General features: G+C 42.7%; 18 protein-coding genes, 4 tRNA genes and 1 pseudogene. 9 read left to right on the plus strand and 14 right to left on the minus strand.

Translation table 11 applies throughout. The features are described from left to right. Positions 1-2: 2 nt before the first annotated feature. On the minus strand, positions 3-1,049 hold the full coding sequence (trpD, locus tag FTU95_RS01115; protein ID WP_180077275.1) for an anthranilate phosphoribosyltransferase: 1,047 nt from the start codon (positions 1,047-1,049) through the stop codon (positions 3-5). Positions 1,050-1,058: 9 nt separating this feature from the next. Next, the gene (locus FTU95_RS01120; RefSeq protein ID WP_005096412.1) at positions 1,059-1,643 is read right to left on the minus strand and encodes an aminodeoxychorismate/anthranilate synthase component II; all 585 of its coding nucleotides are present in this window, start codon (positions 1,641-1,643) and stop codon (positions 1,059-1,061) included. Positions 1,644-2,452: 809 nt separating this feature from the next. Between FTU95_RS01120 and glnA the strand changes: the two genes are divergently transcribed. The 6 genes from glnA to FTU95_RS01150 all read left to right on the plus strand — a co-directional run bounded on the left by glnA (position 2,453) and on the right by FTU95_RS01150 (position 7,338). Beyond that, entirely contained in the window at positions 2,453-3,868 is a 1,416-nt protein-coding gene (glnA, locus tag FTU95_RS01125; RefSeq protein ID WP_171063330.1) for a type I glutamate--ammonia ligase, read from the plus strand. A gap of 95 nt (positions 3,869-3,963) precedes the next feature. Next, the gene (locus FTU95_RS01130) at positions 3,964-4,242 is read left to right on the plus strand and encodes a hypothetical protein (RefSeq protein WP_074383029.1); all 279 of its coding nucleotides are present in this window, start codon (positions 3,964-3,966) and stop codon (positions 4,240-4,242) included. Positions 4,243-4,277: 35 nt separating this feature from the next. Continuing rightward, positions 4,278-4,745: a chorismate lyase gene (locus FTU95_RS01135; RefSeq protein ID WP_159515955.1), complete on the plus strand. Its 468-nt coding sequence runs from the start codon at positions 4,278-4,280 to the stop codon at positions 4,743-4,745. Between the two features lie 6 nt (positions 4,746-4,751). Next, positions 4,752-5,630, plus strand: a complete 879-nt coding sequence (ubiA, locus tag FTU95_RS01140; protein ID WP_005096418.1) for a 4-hydroxybenzoate octaprenyltransferase — start codon at positions 4,752-4,754, stop codon at positions 5,628-5,630. Positions 5,631-5,742: 112 nt separating this feature from the next. Continuing rightward, positions 5,743-6,948 (plus strand): S9 family peptidase, encoded by a 1,206-nt coding sequence (locus FTU95_RS01145; RefSeq protein WP_180077278.1) that lies wholly within the window; start codon positions 5,743-5,745, stop codon positions 6,946-6,948. Positions 6,949-7,080: 132 nt separating this feature from the next. Continuing rightward, positions 7,081-7,338: a hypothetical protein gene (locus FTU95_RS01150; protein ID WP_005096421.1), complete on the plus strand. Its 258-nt coding sequence runs from the start codon at positions 7,081-7,083 to the stop codon at positions 7,336-7,338. A 1-nt stretch (position 7,339) separates the two neighbouring features. Here FTU95_RS01150 and FTU95_RS01155 read toward each other — a convergent pair whose 3' ends face one another. The 7 genes from FTU95_RS01155 to FTU95_RS01185 all read right to left on the minus strand — a co-directional run bounded on the left by FTU95_RS01155 (position 7,340) and on the right by FTU95_RS01185 (position 10,140). Continuing rightward, positions 7,340-7,783: a DUF2726 domain-containing protein gene (locus FTU95_RS01155; protein ID WP_005096422.1), complete on the minus strand. Its 444-nt coding sequence runs from the start codon at positions 7,781-7,783 to the stop codon at positions 7,340-7,342. Positions 7,784-7,846: 63 nt separating this feature from the next. Beyond that, positions 7,847-7,922: transfer RNA gene (locus FTU95_RS01160), tRNA-Asn, on the minus strand. Positions 7,923-7,928: 6 nt separating this feature from the next. Further along, a tRNA-Asn gene (locus FTU95_RS01165) sits at positions 7,929-8,004 on the minus strand. A 293-nt stretch (positions 8,005-8,297) separates the two neighbouring features. Beyond that, positions 8,298-8,373, minus strand: a tRNA-Asn gene (locus FTU95_RS01170). Positions 8,374-8,378: 5 nt separating this feature from the next. Next, positions 8,379-8,454: transfer RNA gene (locus tag FTU95_RS01175), tRNA-Asn, on the minus strand. 147 nt (positions 8,455-8,601) lie between these two features. Further along, entirely contained in the window at positions 8,602-9,228 is a 627-nt protein-coding gene (locus FTU95_RS01180) for a superoxide dismutase (RefSeq protein WP_005096423.1), read from the minus strand. 153 nt (positions 9,229-9,381) lie between these two features. Continuing rightward, on the minus strand, positions 9,382-10,140 hold the full coding sequence (locus tag FTU95_RS01185; protein ID WP_180077280.1) for a Nif3-like dinuclear metal center hexameric protein: 759 nt from the start codon (positions 10,138-10,140) through the stop codon (positions 9,382-9,384). Between the two features lie 170 nt (positions 10,141-10,310). On the opposite strand from FTU95_RS01185, the gene FTU95_RS01190 reads away from it, so the two are divergent. Next, complete coding sequence (locus FTU95_RS01190; RefSeq protein ID WP_005096426.1) at positions 10,311-11,492, plus strand: trypsin-like peptidase domain-containing protein; 1,182 nt, start codon at positions 10,311-10,313, stop codon at positions 11,490-11,492. Positions 11,493-11,629: 137 nt separating this feature from the next. Next, positions 11,630-11,887, plus strand: coding sequence for a hypothetical protein (locus FTU95_RS01195; RefSeq protein ID WP_005096427.1), 258 nt, complete (start codon positions 11,630-11,632; stop codon positions 11,885-11,887). 341 nt (positions 11,888-12,228) lie between these two features. On the opposite strand, the gene FTU95_RS01200 is transcribed toward FTU95_RS01195, so the two are convergent. From FTU95_RS01200 to lipA, 3 genes are all read right to left on the minus strand, one after another. Further along, positions 12,229-12,618, minus strand: coding sequence for a carboxymuconolactone decarboxylase family protein (locus tag FTU95_RS01200; protein WP_100357211.1), 390 nt, complete (start codon positions 12,616-12,618; stop codon positions 12,229-12,231). Positions 12,619-12,787: 169 nt separating this feature from the next. Further along, positions 12,788-15,292: an acyl-CoA dehydrogenase gene (locus tag FTU95_RS01205; protein ID WP_180077282.1), complete on the minus strand. Its 2,505-nt coding sequence runs from the start codon at positions 15,290-15,292 to the stop codon at positions 12,788-12,790. 717 nt (positions 15,293-16,009) lie between these two features. Further along, positions 16,010-17,023 (minus strand): lipoyl synthase, encoded by a 1,014-nt coding sequence (gene lipA / locus FTU95_RS01210; RefSeq protein ID WP_180077285.1) that lies wholly within the window; start codon positions 17,021-17,023, stop codon positions 16,010-16,012. Positions 17,024-17,236: 213 nt separating this feature from the next. On the opposite strand from lipA, the gene sthA reads away from it, so the two are divergent. Then, positions 17,237-18,652 (plus strand): Si-specific NAD(P)(+) transhydrogenase, encoded by a 1,416-nt coding sequence (gene sthA, locus FTU95_RS01215; protein ID WP_005096431.1) that lies wholly within the window; start codon positions 17,237-17,239, stop codon positions 18,650-18,652. A 138-nt stretch (positions 18,653-18,790) separates the two neighbouring features. Here sthA and FTU95_RS01220 read toward each other — a convergent pair whose 3' ends face one another. Together FTU95_RS01220 and FTU95_RS14955 are read right to left on the minus strand one after the other, a co-directional pair. Further along, positions 18,791-19,120 (minus strand): four-helix bundle copper-binding protein, encoded by a 330-nt coding sequence (locus FTU95_RS01220; protein WP_180077287.1) that lies wholly within the window; start codon positions 19,118-19,120, stop codon positions 18,791-18,793. A 300-nt stretch (positions 19,121-19,420) separates the two neighbouring features. Continuing rightward, positions 19,421-19,516 (minus strand): annotated as a pseudogene (locus FTU95_RS14955) (TauD/TfdA family dioxygenase); the annotation flags it as partial. Between the last annotated feature and the right edge of the window lie 52 nt (positions 19,517-19,568).

The raw sequence follows: 19,568 nt of genomic DNA on the forward strand, positions 1-19,568 counted from the left end.
AATTAAGCTTCGTATTGTTTAATGGTTTTGGTAAATTCAGACAGCACACTCATTTTTTCAAGTGCCTGACCGCCGTAAATAATGTCATGTGCCAGCGCAACACCTTGCTTATAGCTGCTGGTTAAACCGGAGACATAAATACCCGCGCCGGCATTCAGCGCGATCATATTGGCGGCTTTATCACCGATGTCTGATTTTTTCTTGCCCAGTGCATCTTTGATTAAAGCCAGACTTTGCGCAGAATCTTCCACAATCAGTCCGGTCAGGGTTTGCGATTCAATATCGACCGATTCAGGAATAATTTCCCATTCCGTGACTTCGCCATTTTTCAGTTCAGCGACATGAGTTGAAGAGGCAATACTGATTTCATCCAGACCATCACGTGAATGTACCACCATCACATGTTCAGCACCGAGCTGTTTCATGACTTCAGCAATTGGACGGCAGAGTTCATTGGAAAATACACCAATCACTAAACGATTTACTCCGGCCGGATTCGTAAGCGGGCCAAGTAAGTTGAAAATGCTGCGAATCCCTAATTCTTTGCGTGGGCCGATTGCATATTTCATGGCTTGATGATGATTGGGTGCAAACAGGAAACCGACACCGACATCACGGATACAGCGCTCGGTCTGCTGCATATTCAGGTCCAGATTAATCCCGGCCTGTTCCAGTAAATCTGACGACCCTGATTTGGTCGAAACGCCGCGGTTACCATGTTTGGCAATGGTTGCGCCCGCTGCTGCAATTACAAATGCGGAAGCAGTAGAGACATTAAACAGGTTCTGGCCATCACCGCCTGTACCGACGATATCGACCAGATAGGGAATATCACTGACATCAATTTTGGTAGCCAGTTCACGCATGACCCGTGCGGCTGCGGTAATTTCATCAATGCTTTCACCTTTAAGGCGTAAACCCATCAGCAGGGCACCAATCTGGGCATCAGTGGTTTCACCTGACATGATGGCACGCATCACGTCTTGCATTTGATCCTGAGTCAGGTGAATGTTTTTGGTAATATTGTTTAAAGCTTGTTGAATATTCATAAGATGTTCTTAGGCATAAATTTCGAGAAAGTTTTTAAAGATTTGATGGCCATGCTGGCTCAGGATCGATTCAGGATGGAACTGCACGCCTTCGACCGGCAATGTCTTATGTTTTACCCCCATAATTTCTTCCATAGAGCCATCGGCTTCATTGGTCCAGCAGGTCACTTCCAGACATTCAGGCAAGGTGGCTTGATCAATCACCAGGGAATGATAGCGCGTTGCAGGAAATGGCGACGGAAGATTGCTGAAAATCCCGGTATCGCTGTGGTACATATCCGACAGACGGCCGTGCATGACACGTTTGGCACGTATGATGTCACCGCCAAATGCCTGACCAATACTCTGATGGCCGAGACAAACGCCCAATAACGGAATTTTTCCAGCAAAATGCTGAATCGCAGGAATCGAAATGCCTGCTTCACTCGGCGAGCATGGGCCGGGGCCAATCACTAAATACTTGGGTTGCCATCGCTCTATATCTTCCAATGTCACGGCATCATTACGGACTACTTTTACTTCTTGATTCAGTTCGCCAAAATATTGAACGATGTTGTAAGTAAAGGAGTCATAGTTGTCGACCATTAAAAGCATGAGTAACCTATTGAAATTAATGCACTTAACTGTGCTAAAGTTGTCCAGATCGTACTTTATTTGCGCTTATTGCAAGCACGGGTGTGACACGACTAAATCATTGATTTCATTGTGTGAAAATAAAGCACTATTCATCATAGCAAAAAATAGCCGTATTCGGCGCAACAATTTTGCTCAATTTATTTGCTTTAAAAGCATCTGTATCAACTGAAATAAAATTTTAATCATGATTTAAAGTAATAGACTTACTTAAAGAAACTTTAGGCTGTGTATTTTTTAGGGAAAAATTGATAAGTTAAAAATAATCAGCAATATTGATCTAAAGTTTGTTGAAAAAAGCATCACTTGAATAATAGAAATTTATATAGACTATGGTGTAGAAAGTATATTTAAAGAAAATGCCTCAAAATATTCACTGAGCAACTGCATGTTGCAGATCTCTGTTTGTCTCAGACCATAAGAAAACAGTCAATTTTTTAGCAACATATGGGTGTTTTTTAAACAAATACACGAAAAAGTAGCAAATTTTATATAAAAAACTATGTTTTTAATACACTTCTATAGGTGATTGCACTATTTAGGTGCGCTAAAAAATAAAGCAGAAATAAAATAAATGAAGAATGCCTGAATATAGTGCATTTAGTTTCTCAACTAGTATAATAGTCGCAAAGTATTTTTGTCACTTCATGATTTCTTATATAGATTTCAAGATTTTATCTATACTTTGAATAGTTGGTACGGTAATTGCTTAATGACTACCAACTACTAACACGCACGTAACGAGTGCAACAAAAATTCATCGGAGCAAAATGAGCATGGCGAACAAAGTCCTTCAACTCATCCAAGAAAGTGGCGCGAAATGGGTCGATTTCCGTTTTACGGATACTAAAGGTAAAGAGCAACATGTGACTTACCCAGCAGATACAATCGACGAAGATACTTTTGAAGACGGTAAAATGTTCGACGGTTCTTCAATTGCTGGTTGGAAGGGCATCGAAGCATCTGACATGATTTTACGCCCAGATGCAGAAACCGGTTTCATCGACCCGTTCTTTGCCGAGCCTACAGTTGTTGTGACTTGTGATGTGATTGAGCCTTCTACAGGTCAGGGTTATGACCGTGACCCACGTTCGATTGCTCGCCGTGCTGAAGAATACCTAAAATCGACAGGTATTGGTGATACAGCATTCTTTGGCCCAGAACCAGAATTCTTCGTATTTGACGAAGTGAAATGGGAAATCGATATGTCTGGCGCGCGCCATACATTGATCGCTGAAGAAGCGGCCTGGTCAACCAACAATGACTACGAAGGTGGTAACTCTGGTCACCGTCCACGCGTAAAAGGTGGTTACTTCCCGGTTCCTCCAGTTGATTCTTCACATGATATGCGTGCAGATATGTGTGCCAAAATTGAAGACATCATGGGCCCAGGTCGTGTAGAAGTACATCACCATGAAGTTGCATCTTGCCAGTTGGAAATTGGTGTAAGCTTCAACACCATGGTTCGTAAAGCGGACGAAGTTCAACAGTTTAAATATGCGGTTTGGAACGTTGCGCATCAATATGCGAAAACAGCAACCTTTATGCCTAAACCAATGGTTGGCGATAACGGTTCTGGTATGCACGTTCACATGTCGATCTCTAAAGATGGCAAGAACTTGTTTGCTGGTGATGAATATGCAGGCCTTTCAGAAATGGCATTGTACTTCATTGGCGGTATTATCAAACATGCGCGTTCATTGAATGCATTAACCAACCCTTCTACAAACTCGTACAAGCGTCTGGTTCCGCATTTCGAAGCACCGATTATGCTGGCTTACTCAGCGCGTAACCGTTCTGCATCTATCCGTATTCCTTACGTGTCAAGCCCGAAAGGCAAGCGTATTGAAGCTCGCTTCCCAGATCCAATGATGAACCCGTACCTCGGTTTCGCGGCATTGTTGATGGCAGGTATCGACGGTATCCAAAACAAGATTCATCCAGGTGAAGCGGCTGACAAAAACCTGTACGATCTTCCTCCTGAAGAAGAAGCGAAAATCCCGACTGTGGCGCATAGTCTGGATATGGCGCTTGAAGCACTTGAAGCAGATCATGATTACCTGCTGAAAGGTGGCGTGTTCACGAAAGACATGCTTGATGCCTATATCGAACTTAAAACTGAAGAAGTGCGTCGTTTAAACACGACCACTCACCCAGTTGAATTCGAGATGTACTACAGCCTGTAATTCTTTCAAGAATTTCACTGTAAAAAACCCGCGCATGTCGCGGGTTTTTTCTATACTGGGTTAATATAAAGCAAAGAATGTTGAATTAGATTGTTATGACTAAACCACGTAAAAAACATACCGGATTTTTTCCTTGGAATGATCCTAAAGACCATGCGCAAGGTTTTAAGTTAAATTTTTCTGAAGTTACGTATTTGGAAGTAGGGCGTACCATTGAAGGTTATAAACAAGCACAGTTTGTTGAACTGAAAAATCCTGAACTGGCACTTACATTTGACTATCCAAAAGAGTTTTATTTAAGCGCTGAAGGCTTAATTTTAATTAAAACACCCCAAGGCAAATTTGAAGTGATTGCTAAAGCAGATAACTGTTAAACATGACGTATTTTTCTAAAAATCAGCATGCCTTGATGCCCACTATGTCTGCTGAGCTAAAACCATGGCTGTATGCATCAGGTTCTCTGACACAGCAATTGACCGGCTTGGCGCAGGGACAATTTCATGTTGAGCCTATTCAAGAGCATTTTCAGCGTTTAAGCTTCGCCAATGCCAAATGGATGCACATGTCACATCAGCATACTTCCTGGGTGCGGGAAAGCTATCTCTATGGTTCAGAACAGTCGCCCTGGGTGAAAGCAAAGAGTATTTTTCCAATTTTAAGCCTGCAAAAAAAAGCCCGAATCTTTCAGCATATTGGGACTAAGCCAATTGGCTGGTTCCTGTTTCAACGGACGAATCCACTCTGCCAGCGTCGGGTCATTCTTTTAGAAGAGGGTTGGACGCGTCAGAGCTGCTATACTTGGCACGGCTGTAAATTTATCGTACAAGAAACATTTTTACCGGCATTTGAACACTTTATACAAAATTCAAGGGCTTGACTTTATATGGCAACTGCACAAGCAATAACCTGGCGTGAGCGTCTTGGCGCCTATTATTATCTTTGTCGTTTTGATAAACCGATTGGTACTGAACTGGTCTTTTGGCCAACCTTGTGGGCGTTATGGATCGCGGCTCAGGGGATGCCACGCATTGAAATTTTAATTCCCATGATTTTGGGTGTGATTTTTATGCGGGCGGCGGGTTGTGCCATCAATGATTTTGCTGACCGTAAAGTCGATGCGCATGTGGAGCGTACTAAAAACCGACCACTAGCGACCGGAGTCATCAGCGCCAAAGAAGCGGTGATGGTATTTCTGGTTTTGGTGGCTGCCAGCGCCTGTCTGCTATTTTTCTTGCCGATCGAAACTTTTTACTGGTCATTTGGGGCTTTGCTGTTAGCGTTTATTTATCCTTTTATGAAACGTTATACCCATTTGCCTCAGGTATTTTTGGGTGCAGCATTTTCCTGGGCCATACCCATGGCCTATACCGCTGTTGGGCAAACACCTGATCTGACTTGCTGGTTATTGTATTTTGGTAATCTGGCCTGGACTGTGGCCTACGATACTCAATATGCGATTGCAGACCGTGAATATGATTTAAAGATTGGAGTAAAATCAACCGCAATTCTGTTTGGTCGCTATGATATTCCAATCATTAGCACCTTGCAGGCGAGCAGTATTTTATTGATAGGTGCTGCACTTTGGCTGGAAAATTTATTGATTCCATTTGGCTTGTTAGCACTTTTGCTGGTTGCTGCTGATTTTATTTACCAATGGTTTAAAACTCGCGATAAAAATCCACAGCTATGTTTTTGGGCATTCCGTCATAACCGTTGGATTGGCCTCATTATTTTTGTGGGAATATTGTTTGCTCTAAGATAATTACCGTATGTCGGATAACAACAAAAGCATCCTATAAAGGATGCTTTTTTTATGATTAATTTTGAGTGATCTCGATTAAGAGATAGGGAATAACAATTAAAAGGATAGAAATATGCAGAACAGTTATAAGAAATTGATGTTAGGTGTGCTGTGTTCCTCGGTACTATTTTTATCTGCGTGTAACGATGATGATGACGACAATTTTATAGGGTTTAATCCGGTTCGAACTTATGCAGTCGATGAGCAAGTAAAAACAGTGGTCGAACGTCATGATATTTTTACTTATAGAATGGAAGGTGTACAAGGTCGAGAAATTCGTGCGACCACATTGGTATTTACCCCGAAAGGTACTCCACCTGTAGGTGGTTGGCCGATCGTCGTCTGGGCGCATGGTACTACAGGTGCAGCAGATAAATGTGCTCCTTCACGCCTTGCTCTGGATGGGCCTGAAAAGGCCTTGGTTATGGGATTAGTAGAACGTGGTTATGCAGTGATTGCACCGGATTATGAGGGTTTGGGTAATGACAATGTGCCTCATCCATATTTACATCTGGAGAGTGCTGCCAAGTCAATATTGTCAGCGATTAGTGAAGCTCAAAAACAGTATGGTGGACTGCTGGCTAAAGATTGGGGAGTGATTGGTTGGTCTCAGGGTGGTCATGCTGCCTTGGCTGCTGCAGAATTTTATAAGGCTTTACCAAATAATACCTATCGTGGAGCAGTGGCGATTGCCCCGGCTTCCTATCTTAACGATACCTTAGAAGAGGGGCTTTTATTTGCTCAAGATCTGGCTGAGTCAGGGAATGTGGCACAAGCAGTTCCAATTGCTGCGACTTTGTATACGTATGCAGCCATCGTCAGTTCAGGAATTAAGGCAGAAAAAACCAGCTTTAATTACAATCAGGCCTTTGTCAATGCCAAGGTTGATCTGGCCAGGCAGGCTGAAAGTTTATGTTCCCCTGAGCTTGCACAACGTTTTGGTGCAGATATTCAAACGACATTACAAAGTGGTGTGAATTTCTCGCAATACCAAGCGTTGCAGAGAAACTTTCTGAGTGATCTTGATATTATGGATTATCTGATCGATAATCAGCCTGCACAAACTAGACTTGATCGCCCAGTTTATATTTTTCAAGGCACAGCAGATACCACTGTACCTTATACTATTACCGAGATGTTATATAAAGATATGCTGGCAGATGGAACTGATGTGGAGTTAATTCCAATACTGAATGCAACGCATGCCACAGTGGTCACTGAAAATATTCCAGCATTACTCAATACGGTAGAAGCGGTCATGAATACCCCAGTGTCTTAATTAAAACAAGAATAATAAATCCATGTTGGCTTGAGGTCGGCGTGGATTTAAATGTTTTTCGGCCTTGAGCTATGACTTTATTTTGTTATATTGAGCAGTGCAATTAAATGACGAAATTAAAGTAGGTTTGTTATGTCTGAGCAGCCGCAGCCCCGCAGTGTTAAAAAGCTGGTAATTTTAGGTGCGCTGGTATTATGTATACCGATATTTTTGGTGAGTATGGCTTTTCTTGCGGTAAATAGTGATGCTAAAAATCAGGAAAAATATAAACAGCAGCAGGCAGAAATGATTGCGCGCATCGAAGCGCGAGAAGCTGCGGAAAAGCTCAAAGCAGAGCAAGATACAAATTCAACCCAAGCTGCATCCGAAAGCGCAGTAACCTTACCTTAAATTATCTCAAATCTCTTTGCAGTTGTCTGATGCTTGGAATCTGAGTGTATCGAATCACGGTATAGCCTGCTGCAATCAGCATAGCATCCCGTTCAGCATCTTCCTGCTCTTTGCCAATGTGGCTGGGATCATCCAGTTCAATAATGGCCAGTACATTATAGTCACGATCAAGCACCACAAAATCTGTAACTTTACGATTGAACTGATTACGCATGTTCATCTGGTCATGCGTAATCAAGGCGCTAAAGGCAACCTGAGCCAGAATATGATGATGAGGAAAGGCTTCTTTTAGGCGTGTAAACATCCTGCTTTCAAAAGCAGTAATCACACGCTTCGGATAGAATTTTTTTTGACGGGTGAACAGATGCGGGAAGAGCAGGCAAACTAACGCAAAAGTTGCCAGGCAGCCAATCACAAAAAATATAAACTGACTCAAATTAAACACAGATCACAAATAGGGAAGAATAAAAAAAACCCACTTCGCAATGAGTGGGTTTTTTCAGAATCTTGGCTCTCCCACCTGGGCTCGAACCAGGGACCTGCGGATTAACAGTCCGTCGCTCTACCGACTGAGCTATGGGAGAATAGATTGGCTCTCCAACCTGGGCTCGAACCAGGGACCTGCGGATTAACAGTCCGTCGCTCTACCGACTGAGCTATTGGAGAATCTGACAGCGATTATAGAGAGATTTGAAAAGGGGTCAAGGCACTTTTAGAAAAAAGCCGAAGAAATTGAATCAAGTGTTTTAAAAATAGTCGAAAAGGCTTGGAGTTCAAACTGTTATGTTTATGTAAACAGTCTGAGCAGTCAGATTGTTATCAGCCTTAATTTTTGTAAGTGATCTGGATCAGAGAATATAAGGTAGCTGATTGTACATACAGATATCACTACCGATCTCAATTTAAAAAAAGCAGATATAAAAAAACCCACTTCGCAATGAGTGGGTTTTTTAGAATCTTGGCTCTTCCACCTGGGTTCGAACCAGGGACCTGCGGATTAACAGTCCGTCGCTCTACCGACTGAGCTATGGAAGAATAGATGGCTCTCCAACCTGGGCTCGAACCAGGGACCTGCGGATTAACAGTCCGTCGCTCTACCGACTGAGCTATTGGAGAATCTGATCGGCATTTTAGGCAGGAAACCCAAGGTCGTCAATCAATTAATGTAAAGAAATGAATTGTTTGCTTTATAAATATTCATTTGGGGCTTAAAAATAAAAAAATCACCCGAAATGGGTGATTTTTTAGCAAAGAAATAAAGAATTATTTCTCAACACCTGCAGGCTGACCTGCATATTTCGCATTTGCATAATCCCAGTTTACTAGGCTTTCCAGGAAAGTAGAGATGTATTTAGGACGTGCATTACGGAAGTCGATGTAATAAGCATGTTCCCAAACGTCAATCGTCAATACTGCAACTTTACCGTGCGCCATTGGCGTATCAGCATTTGAAGTTTTCATGATTGACAGTTGACCGTTTACTTGGTCAGCCACTAACCAAGCCCAACCTGAACCGAACTGAGTGGTTGCAGCAGCAGCAAATTCTTCAGCAAATTTTTCGTAAGAACCGAAAGCTTCATCAATTTTTGCAGCCAAAGTACCCGTTGCTTTACCGCCACCGTTTTTAGCCATACAGTTCCAGTAGAACGTGTGGTTCCAAACTTGAGCAGCGTTATTGAAAATACCTGCTTTAGACGCATCACCAGCAGTTGCTGTAATGATTTCTTCTAGAGTTTTGCCTTCAAGCTCAGTACCAGCGATCAGGTTGTTCAGGTTAACCACATAAGTATTGTGGTGTTTGTCGTGATGGTATTCTAAAGTTTCTTTGCTGATGTGTGGAGCAAGATCTTCGTAGCCATAAGGTAATGCTGGTAAAGTAATGGTTGTCATGTTCTCAATTCCTTGCATTTAGCTGGGTTTTAACAATAAGTGGCTTTATTGTAATAGATAATCGGACCAAATGGGCATTACGTATAAATAACAATACACAATAAATCCTGAAAATATATAAATAAAGCTCGTGGAAAATGCTGTCAGCGAGAATTAAATCGGATTGTCTAATTCGTAATAAGCATACTCAATATTAAACTGTTCTGAAATCGCTTTGGCCAGGCGCTGTACACCATATTTTTCAGTGGCATGATGGCCACAGGCATAATAATGTACATTCAGTTCCTGGGCTTCATAGAAGGTGCGTTCGCTCACTTCACCAGAAATATAAGCATCACACTCTTGTAGCGCTGCTTTATGAATATAATCCTGCGCACCACCGGTACAGAAACCGACTTTATGGATTTGAGTTTTGTCCGCAGGAAGATGAATTGCATCAAAGCCAAGTTTTTCTGAAACATGGTTTTTAAAATATTCAGGACGCATCGGTTGTTTTAAATAGCCAATATTGCCAATCGGATGGCGTTCACTCGGATCCAACTGTTCGATATTTTCCAGTTCTAATAAATCTGCAATCGCCGCATTATTGCCTAAAGTTGGATGACTGTCTAAAGGCAGATGATAGCCAACCAGAGAGATATCATTTTGAATTAAGGCTTTAATTCGTTTACCGCGCATACCAGTGATCGGATAGGCTTCACCTTTCCAGAAATAGCCATGATGAACCAGCAGTAAATCTGCGCCTTGCTCAATTGCCGCTTCGATCGCACTTTGCGAAGCACTCACGGCACACAGGATTTTATTGACCTCGGATTTACCTTCGATCTGCAAGCCATTCGGTGCATAGTCCTTAAATTCACGTGCTGCCAAAGTCTGTTCACACCACTGAATAATATCATTTAAATTCGCCATAAAATTCCTGTTCGTTTAAAAACTTGCCAATATTTATCTTTATATTTAATTGTAACTAAAGCTGCACAAAACTCTGTGGAATTTTTTGTGTTTAGTTATGTATTTCGCATTACAATAGAACACAAATTACTTAGTCATCAACGAATTAAAATATTTTAGAGGATAACAACGTGCGCCGCACCTTTACATGGTTACCCTGGGTGTTACTGATTTTGGTCATTATCGGTTTTTTGGGGTGGCAACAACTACAAAAACCAAAAGCACCGGTTGCACCAGATGGTGTCAAGATGCCTGCTGAAAAAGTAGAGCCGTTGATTGATACGTCGCGCTCAGGAGGCGTGGTCTCCTATAGTGCTGCGGTGAGAGTAGCAGCGCCGGCTGTAGTCAATATCTTTACCACTCAAAAAGTCAAACAGCAGGCTCATCCTTTGTTGACCGATCCGGTCTTTCGTGAGTTTTTTGGCGATCAGTTGCCTGACCAGTATGGACAAAGTCCGAATGAGAACAGTTTAGGTTCCGGGGTGATTGTACGTCCTGATGGTTATATCCTGACCAATAATCATGTGATTGCACAGGCAGACCAGATTGTGGTGGCATTGCAGGATGGACGACGTGCTGAAGCAAAAGTTGTGGGAATGGATCCAGATACCGATCTGGCAGTGATTAAAATTGAACTGGATCAATTACCCGTGTTGCCTTTTAAATTGAGTGGCAATGAAGTCGGTGACGTCGTTTTGGCCATTGGTAACCCATTTGGTGTGGGTCAAACCGTAACGCAAGGGATTATTTCAGCAACAGGGCGTTCAGATCTGGGCATTAATACCTATGAAGACTTTGTGCAAACCGATGCTGCAATTAACCCGGGAAATTCAGGCGGAGCCTTGATCGATGTCGCCGGCAACTTGATTGGGGTGAATACGGCAATTTTCTCGCAAACTGGTGGTTCACTGGGGATTGGTTTCGCCATTCCAGCCAAAATCTGTCAGCAGGTGATGAATGCTATTCTGAAAGATGGCCGTGTCGTTCGTGGCTGGTTAGGAATCAGTTTATTACCGACAGAACGTGATGATGTACTGCAACCTAAAGAGAAAGGGGTGACCGTCGCAGAAGTGCTGGCAGATGGACCGGCAGCGAAAGCGGGCATCCAGCGTGGCGACAAAATTATGAAAGTGAATGAGGAAGAGATCAGTTCGGCTTCGCATTTGATTAATTTTGTTGCCCTGCAAAAGCCGAATAGTACCATTCAGATTGAAGTAGAGCGTGCCGGAAAAACCATGATGCTGGATGTAGTAGTGACTGAGCGTAAAGCACAAAACAGTTCTTCCCAATATATTCCACTGCCCGGTCAGTAAGTTTCTATTTAAAAAATCCCTCTGCAGAGGGATTTTTTTTGCCTGTTATTTTTTAGTTACCTGATACAAAAATGAAATACGGCTTTTGGTTTAAATCATTTAACTTGATGAAATTACATCAAAAGAGAAAATAAAAAATGACTTTTATGACGGCGGATCAGGCCAAGGTTTTATCAGATGTGGCTAATTTAAATATTGAGGTCTATAAGCCGCGTCTAGCCAAGCTAATTGAAGAAAATGCGAAACAGGGCAATACCGCAGTCATTACTGTATTTCCCAAACATTTGCCTTTGGAAGATATTCGGGCTTTATCAGCCGAGTTGACTGAACTGGGCTATAACGTACGTTTTGAAGTGCTGGAGTTTTATTATAGCTTTAATGTGTACTGGCTCTAGTGTGAATCTTCATTGAACTAAGGCTTATTTTGAGCCACTATTTTACTGGATCTGTCTGATCTTGATCTTATGAGTGATCGGGTTGTATGTGATCAAAGACGCGAGTTTTTATAAGTAGGTGCTCAACTCTAAAAAATCTATCAGTTTTATTTTAGAATCATTAGTGTAATGTACCGAGAATCTACAATTTCTCGGTACATATTCATTTGACGGATAGGCTGAGATCAGGGTAAGCAACTAAAATCAGCTGAGCCTTATTTAGCCTAAGTAACTTATGAATCATCTGCAAAATTAAATTTTGAGCTTATTTCTAAAACGGCTCAATTTCATCTGCAACCAAATTATTCCTGATTCACCTGATATTCCTGGATCACTTCAAGTGCCGCCCGAAATGCTTCCTGAGTTGCTGGTGCACCGCAATATGGCAGGCTATGGAGTAACACTTCCTGAATTTCCTCAACCGTCGCACCGTTGTTAAGAGCGCCCCGAACATGGCCTTTTAGTTCAGTGGGGCTTTTTTGAGCCGTAAGGAAAGCAATGGTAATTAAAGAACGATATTTACGTGGCAATACACCTTCACGTTGCCAGGTTGAACCCCAGGCATGTTCATTAATCCAGTCTTGTAGAGGCTGGGTAAAAGGCACGGTATTTTCCTGTGCACGTTTGACAAAGCTTTCGCCCATGACATCAGTACGCACTTTCAGGCCATTTTCATAATCTTGTTGTGACATGGTTTACCCTCAATTTTCTTATAGCTCTAGCTTAGTGCTTTTTATGCGAAATACCATCGTGCCATAGTCGTAAAAAAGTGGCTAAAAAGCCACTTGGAAAGGTTCTAAAGTGAAATATTCAACTACGATCCCACTTTGGAATTTATGACACCTTTGGTCAAAGTTTGATTTAAGGCGAAGTTGAGTGTAAAGGATCGGTTTGAACAGAAGTATCGGTTCCTGTCGCATCTGCTTTACGAATATGGGGGTTCTCCAACTCCAATACTTCCTGTAAATGCAGATCAAAGACATCTGTGAGCATGCTGTCATAACGACGTGCATTATAGAGAAGCAGTTTTTCTGCTTCTCTATCATTAATAAAGCCATGTTGCTGTGCATCTGTCACATGCTCGGCAAAGCTTAAACCTTTAAACTGACCTTTGTTTTCAGCTTTTTTAAAGCGATCCCAAAGCTGTTCAATATCCAGTAGCAAAGCGAAAGTCGATTCCATGCGTCCAGTGACATCAGTTTCATGGGTATTGTAATAGACATGCTTTTTCAATACCTGACGGAATGCGTTATCTTCCATCATGCTATTTGCAACCTGCTGTTTAAGCTGGTCTGAGGGTTTGTGTACGGGACGGCCAAATGGGAAACATAACAGCTTGACCATGCCTGCTGCTGCACCGGCCGGGAAGTTAGCAAACAGATCATAAAATGCTTCCTGCGCTGTATAGAGTGACTTTTCTATTGCAAGCTGTGCATGCAAACGTTCAGCTTCAGTCTTTTTGCTATGCTCAAAATACTTCAGAATAGAGGAGGCAATAAACAGGTGAGCATGAATATCGGCGAGACGTCCGGACAGCATTTCTTTGCGTTTGATATCGCCTGCCAGCAAACCCAGACACATGTCTGCGGTTAAGGCAAAGTTGGCGCTCAGCCGGTTAATGACCTTGTAATAAGGTCGGGTAAACTCAACTGCACTTTGAGGTGCTGTACTTGAACCACCCGTAAATGCGTAGGCAAAGGAACGGGCGGTACGGTTAAAGGTATAACCCAGATGTTTAAACAGCAAATGATCAAAAGGGTTGAGTGCTGCTGCCGGGTCTTCAGCCTGTAAGAGTTGTAATTCTTCATAGAGATAAGGATGACAGCGCATTGAACCCTGACCGAAAATCATCAGGGAACGACTGAGAATATTTGCACCTTCAACGGTAATGGAGACTGGAATCGCCTGATAATAAGGTGCCAGAAAATTACGTGGCCCCATCTGAATGGCGCGGCCACCGACCACATCCATCCCGTGATTCACCACCTTACGCATTCCCTCTGTGGCATAGTATTTGGCAATCGCTGTCATTACAGCAGGCTTGCCGCCCTGATTAAGGCCACAAGTCACCAGATAACGGAAAGCTTCCAGCATATAGGTATCACTGGCAATTTCACTATTGGCTTCCTGAACACCTTCAAACTTGCCGACTGAAATTTTAAATTGTTGACGGATTCGGGAAAAAGCCCCGACATTTAAATAAGTCATTTCTGCCGCAGAAGTAGACAGTGCCGGTAGGGAAATGCCACGACCCACAGCCAGACATTCCATCAGCATGCGCCAGCCCTTACCGGCATTTTTTACGCCACCAATAATCCAGTCCAGAGGAATAAATACATCTTTACCTTCAACTGTACCATTCATGAATGGTGGGCCGGGATTATGACGAGGACCTACTTGGACCCCTTCATGACTGGCAGGTAGCAGGGCACAGGTAATGCCATATTCAGTCTGTTCGCCCAAAAGATGATCCGGGTCATACATTTTAAAGGCCAGACCTACCACGGTTGCAATGGGTGCCAGCGTAATCCAGCGTTTGGAAAAATTCATTCGCAAGCCTAGGACTTCCTGACCTTCAAACTGGCCATAGCAGACCACGCCAGTATCGGGAATAGCGCCTGCATCAGAGCCGGCTTCAGGACTGGTCAGGCCGAAACAGGGAATTTCTTCACCTCGCGCCAGGCCCGGCAGGTAACGGTTTTTCTGTTCCTCAGTACCATAATGCAGCAATAGTTCACCCGGGCCGAGAGAGTTCGGTACCATGCAACTCACGGCCGTGGTGAGGGAGCGAGAGGAAATCTTGCTCATCACCCGGCTTTGAGCAAAAGAACTAAATGCGCGACCACCATATTCTTTGGGAATAATCAGGCCCAAAAAACCATGCTCCTTAATATATTGCCAGACATGATCAGGCAGCGCTTTCTGCTCGTGAATTTCCCATTCATCCAGCATGCTGCACAAGGTTTCAACTTCATTGTCCAGAAAGGCCTGTTCTTCTAGCGAGAGTTTTGGATAAGGATAGCTATTAAAGGTTTCCCAGTTCGGTGCACCCATAAACAGTTCTTTTTCCCACCAGCTGGTTCCAGAGTCGAGTGCTTCACGCTCTGTCGGACTGATGCTCGGCATGGCATTGGCCAGTGCTTTATAGGCCGGTCTGGAAATAAACGACATGCGCAAAGGGTCGATTATCACCACGAGGCTGATCAGGATGAGCGGGATACCAAGAATCAGTGACCACGGACTAAGAAAGGCACAGACCACTGACACGACCATCAGCACGATTGCACCTGCACTACGCGAGAGCTGAAAATAGAAAACTGCCCATAAACTCAGTAATAGCAGTAGCACAGCGAAAATAAATGACATTGTTATATTTCTCCAGATTTATACAACACTGGCTTTGTCTGGATTTCTCGGATATTTCACCACCGTTCATTCATTTTTAGTCGTTCGAGAATCAGACAGGTTTAGCATTGGATTTGTGAGAATGATCTTTTTAAGTATGGCAACGATATGTTTAAGTCTTGCATCTATTTTGAGGTTGTTGGAAAAATGATCAATCTTCAAGTGAGAACGCGCAAAGAAATGTGAAGATAAGTAATGACTTAATCTTTATCTAAAATAAAAAATGGGGTTTAACGCTCAGTAAAATTTTAATATGGATATTAAAAAGCCCTCTACTGGAGAGTAAAGCTGATCAGTTAAAGAATTTAGAAATAGACTCTTTAACTGCTTAGTCGTTCAAGGTCGTTCAAGATGGAGTCTTAACTTTTTAAATCAAATATTTGTAAATCATTTGTTACTTTGGTTTCGCCCAAATGAGAAGCGAAACTTCGCAAGGAAGGCATCTTGTGATCCCTCACCGCAAAACTCGTCAGCCACCATCCACTAGTAAATTTGTCATGGAAACCATCATTTTTTTAATATTGCCGTGCAATATACCTCATGCTTCAAACAGTTGCGGATAACTTTGCTATCTATCAAATATAATACTGAATTTAAAAAATAAAATGCCAGTCAATTGCTTAACTGACTGGCATTACTCTACTTGAGAGGGCTTTTATTTCATTGGTTTAAACAGGACTAAGCTTCAATGGCCTGAACAGCAATTTTCTTGGCAGGGTCAGTTTTACGACGCACTGCTGGAACCGGTTCGCCGTAGTATTGACGATCGGCAAAGTAGCTTGAACGAACCATGGGTGCTGCCCAGATATTGCGGAAGCCCAGTTTTTGGCCATGTTCGGTATAACGTTCGAATTCTTCAGGGGTCACAAAGCGATCAATCGCTGCATGTTCTTTAGAAGGCTGTAGATACTGACCAATCGTCACATAGTCCACGCCGTGTGCATGTAAATCGTCAAGTAAGGCAAGCACTTCTTCTTCAGTCTCACCAATACCGACCATCAGGCCACATTTGGTTGGAATATTCGGGCAATATTCTTTAAACATTTTTAACAGGTTTAAAGAGTGCTGATAATCAGAACCTGGACGCATCGCTTTATATAAACGCGGCACTGTTTCAATATTATGATTAAACACATCGGGTGGACATTCGGTCATGATGCGCAGTGCAATATCCATACGGCCACGGAAGTCCGGTACCAGAATTTCAAGCAAAGTTTTTGGACTTAAAGCACGTGCTTCTTTAATACAATCGACAAAATGCTGCGCACCACCATCGAGTAAGTCATCACGGTCTACAGAGGTAATCACGGCATATTTCAACCCAAGATTAGCAATGGTTTCGGCCATGTGGCGCGGTTCATCTGCATCCAATGCATTTGGTCGACCATGTGCTACATCGCAAAATGGACAGCGACGGGTACAGATATCACCCATAATCATAAAGGTTGCGGTACCGCCACTAAAACATTCAGGCAGGTTTGGACAGGCTGCTTCTTCACAGACAGTATGTAGTTTTTGCTCGCGAAGCGTTGTTTTAATCCGTTGTACTTCTTCCGGCGCTGCCATCTTTACGCGAATCCAGTCCGGCTTACGTGGTGTTTCAACCGTAGGGATCACTTTTACAGGAATACGAGCGACTTTCTCTGCGCCACGAAGTTTGACACCCTGTTCAGGTTTACGGTTTTCAGACATATTCAACTTTTCCACTGTTTTTGAAGGGGGAGATGATCAAAGCTAGCGCGTTTATTATAACGAACTTAGCTATAAATAGGGCAAAAAGGGGTATTCATTTAAAAAATGTTCTCATCAACCAATATATGTGAGTTAAATACACAAAATCAACAGGATTTACGTCATAATAAGCAGGTAGATTAAAGTGAATTTTTTAATTTTGAGGAGCGTTGAATGCCACGTAAAAAAGAGGTCGTTAGTGGGACTTTCGTTAAATATGATGCGGTAGTTCTAGGTTCGGGCCCTGCGGGCGAAGGCGCGGCAATGAAACTTGCCAAATCTGGTAAGCGTGTTGCAATCGTTGAGATGCGTGAACAGCTAGGTGGTAATTGTACCCATGTGGGTACCATTCCAAGTAAAGCATTGCGTCAAACGGTATCCAGTATTATCCGTTATCAACGTGATCCACTGTTTCAGAAAGTTGGGGACTGGAAACAGTTCACCATGAAGCAAGTATTGCGTCATGCGCATAAAGTGATTCAACAACAAGTAGATACACATTCACGGTTCTATGACCGTAACAAGATCGATATCTATCATGGTCGAGCCTATGTTCAGGATCAAAATACTATTTTTGTATTTAGTCCAGATGGCATTAAAGAAACCTTGATGTTTAAGCAACTGGTCATTGCTAGCGGTTCGCGTCCGTATCGCCCAGAAATTCTTGATTTTAATCATCCACGTGTATTTGATTCAGATAAAATTCTGGATCTGGACTTTTCTATCCAGAAAATCATTATTTATGGCGCAGGTGTAATTGGCTGTGAATATGCATCGATTTTCATTGGTCTTGGGCATAAAGTTGATTTGATCAATACCCAGCACAAACTGTTAAGCTATCTGGATGATGAAATTTCCGATGCGCTGTCTTATCACTTGCGTGAGCAAGGTGTGCTGATTCGTCACAATGAACAGATCGACTTCCTGGAAACATTTGATGATCACGTGGTGATGCACACGCAAAGCGGCAAAAAAATTAAAGCCGATGCAATTTTGTGGTGTAACGGCCGTTCAGGCAATACCGATGGTTTGGGGCTGGAAAATGTCGGCCTGAAACCAAACAGCCGTGGTCAGTTGACGGTAAATGATCAATATCAGACTGAAGTTGAAAATATCTATGCTGCCGGTGATGTAATCGGTTGGCCGTCGCTTGCATCTGCTGCTTATGACCAAGGTCGTTGCGCGGGTGCCAATATGAGCGGTGAGCCAGATGTTGCCCCCGTCACTGATATTCCAACCGGAATCTATACCATTCCCGAGATTTCTTCGATTGGTAAAACTGAACAGCAGTTGACTGAAGAAAAAATTCCGTATGAAGTCGGTCAGGCCTCGTTCCGTCATTTGGCGCGTGCGCAAATTACCGGTGACACTATGGGCGAATTAAAGATTTTGTTCCATCGTGAAACGCTGGAAGTTTTGGGTGTACATTGCTTCGGTAATAATGCATCTGAAATTATCCACATTGGTCAGGCGGTGATGAACAGTCCAAACAATACGATCAAGTATTTTGTGGAAACCACGTTTAACTATCCGACCATGGCGGAAGCCTACCGTGTAGCGACACTCAATGGTATGAATCGTTTATTCTAAGCGAGATGTTTGCCTTGGATTTAAAAAACCCGTAAGTGAAGGCTTGCGGGTTTTTTGTTTTAAATGCTTTAAATCAGCTAGAAGATAAAGCATTGACCAATTCAATTCGGATGAAGATAAAGTTGATTAACTTGGTTTTTAAGCAGCCATTTTTCGGCATTCTTCTGCACAACGGCGACAGGCTTCTGCACATTGCTGACAATGTTCATGTTGGTGCTGACTGCATTCCTCTGCGCAATAATCACAAGCCTTGGCACACAGCTCGCAGATTTCCTGCATAAAAGGCGATTGCTTCTGCTCCATACGCGCGCAGAGCTGACAAATATCGGCACAATCCAGACAACGCTGGATGCATTCACGCATTATTTCTACATGTTCTTCTTTTAAGCAGGCAGCTGCACAAGCAATACAGGTGAGGGAGCAGCTCATACAGGTTTGAACACAATCTGACAAATGACGGGTATTCATCTTTTTCTCCTTAAGGCGATAAACATATTTATGACTGAATACGCTAAGCAGAAAAAGGAAAACACACTAGGTTAATTAGGTGAGAAAAAGTAAAGAATAACTTGGTTATGTAAAAGGATATACGAAAGAATCTTATATTCATCAAGCTTGAAAAATAAAATTCACTCGAGCAGAACTGGCAATATCCCAAAAATAAAACACCATTGAGGTGGTTAGTTCCTCAATGCTGAAAGTGTATACCTCGCTGATCTAATTATTCTGGAAGGCTGGATCGTCCTTTTTTTATTATGATGTTTCTCATTAATACAGGCGACTACCGGCAAGACTGATCCGTTTGAGTAAATGGTGCTGATCGACTGGAAAAGGACGACTGGAATGTAAAGTCTCGGAATTTTCTTGTTCATGAGCATCTAAGAAAATTGCCGATTGAAACAAAATTAAAAAAGTA

The sequence above is a fragment of the Acinetobacter sp. YH12208 genome, assembly GCF_013418055.1.
Taxonomy (GTDB): domain Bacteria; phylum Pseudomonadota; class Gammaproteobacteria; order Pseudomonadales; family Moraxellaceae; genus Acinetobacter; species Acinetobacter pseudolwoffii.

What these genes read in the sequence shown, in the direction of transcription:
- ubiA (WP_005096418.1), top strand. Translation starts at nt 4,752, where the DNA reads ATGGCAACTGCACAAGCAATAACCTGGCGTGAGCGTCTTGGCGCCTAT.
- FTU95_RS01150 (WP_005096421.1), top strand. Translation starts at nt 7,081, where the DNA reads ATGTCTGAGCAGCCGCAGCCCCGCAGTGTTAAAAAGCTGGTAATTTTA.
- FTU95_RS01200 (WP_100357211.1), bottom strand. Translation starts at nt 12,618, where the DNA reads ATGTCACAACAAGATTATGAAAATGGCCTGAAAGTGCGTACTGATGTC.
- FTU95_RS01180 (WP_005096423.1), bottom strand. Translation starts at nt 9,228, where the DNA reads ATGACAACCATTACTTTACCAGCATTACCTTATGGCTACGAAGATCTT.
- FTU95_RS01195 (WP_005096427.1), top strand. Translation starts at nt 11,630, where the DNA reads ATGACTTTTATGACGGCGGATCAGGCCAAGGTTTTATCAGATGTGGCT.
- sthA (WP_005096431.1), top strand. Translation starts at nt 17,237, where the DNA reads ATGCCACGTAAAAAAGAGGTCGTTAGTGGGACTTTCGTTAAATATGAT.
- lipA (WP_180077285.1), bottom strand. Translation starts at nt 17,023, where the DNA reads ATGTCTGAAAACCGTAAACCTGAACAGGGTGTCAAACTTCGTGGCGCA.
- FTU95_RS01145 (WP_180077278.1), top strand. Translation starts at nt 5,743, where the DNA reads ATGCAGAACAGTTATAAGAAATTGATGTTAGGTGTGCTGTGTTCCTCG.
- trpD (WP_180077275.1), bottom strand. Translation starts at nt 1,049, where the DNA reads ATGAATATTCAACAAGCTTTAAACAATATTACCAAAAACATTCACCTG.
- FTU95_RS01205 (WP_180077282.1), bottom strand. Translation starts at nt 15,292, where the DNA reads ATGTCATTTATTTTCGCTGTGCTACTGCTATTACTGAGTTTATGGGCA.
- FTU95_RS01185 (WP_180077280.1), bottom strand. Translation starts at nt 10,140, where the DNA reads ATGGCGAATTTAAATGATATTATTCAGTGGTGTGAACAGACTTTGGCA.
- FTU95_RS01135 (WP_159515955.1), top strand. Translation starts at nt 4,278, where the DNA reads ATGCCCACTATGTCTGCTGAGCTAAAACCATGGCTGTATGCATCAGGT.
- glnA (WP_171063330.1), top strand. Translation starts at nt 2,453, where the DNA reads ATGAGCATGGCGAACAAAGTCCTTCAACTCATCCAAGAAAGTGGCGCG.
- FTU95_RS01130 (WP_074383029.1), top strand. Translation starts at nt 3,964, where the DNA reads ATGACTAAACCACGTAAAAAACATACCGGATTTTTTCCTTGGAATGAT.
- FTU95_RS01120 (WP_005096412.1), bottom strand. Translation starts at nt 1,643, where the DNA reads ATGCTTTTAATGGTCGACAACTATGACTCCTTTACTTACAACATCGTT.
- FTU95_RS01220 (WP_180077287.1), bottom strand. Translation starts at nt 19,120, where the DNA reads ATGAATACCCGTCATTTGTCAGATTGTGTTCAAACCTGTATGAGCTGC.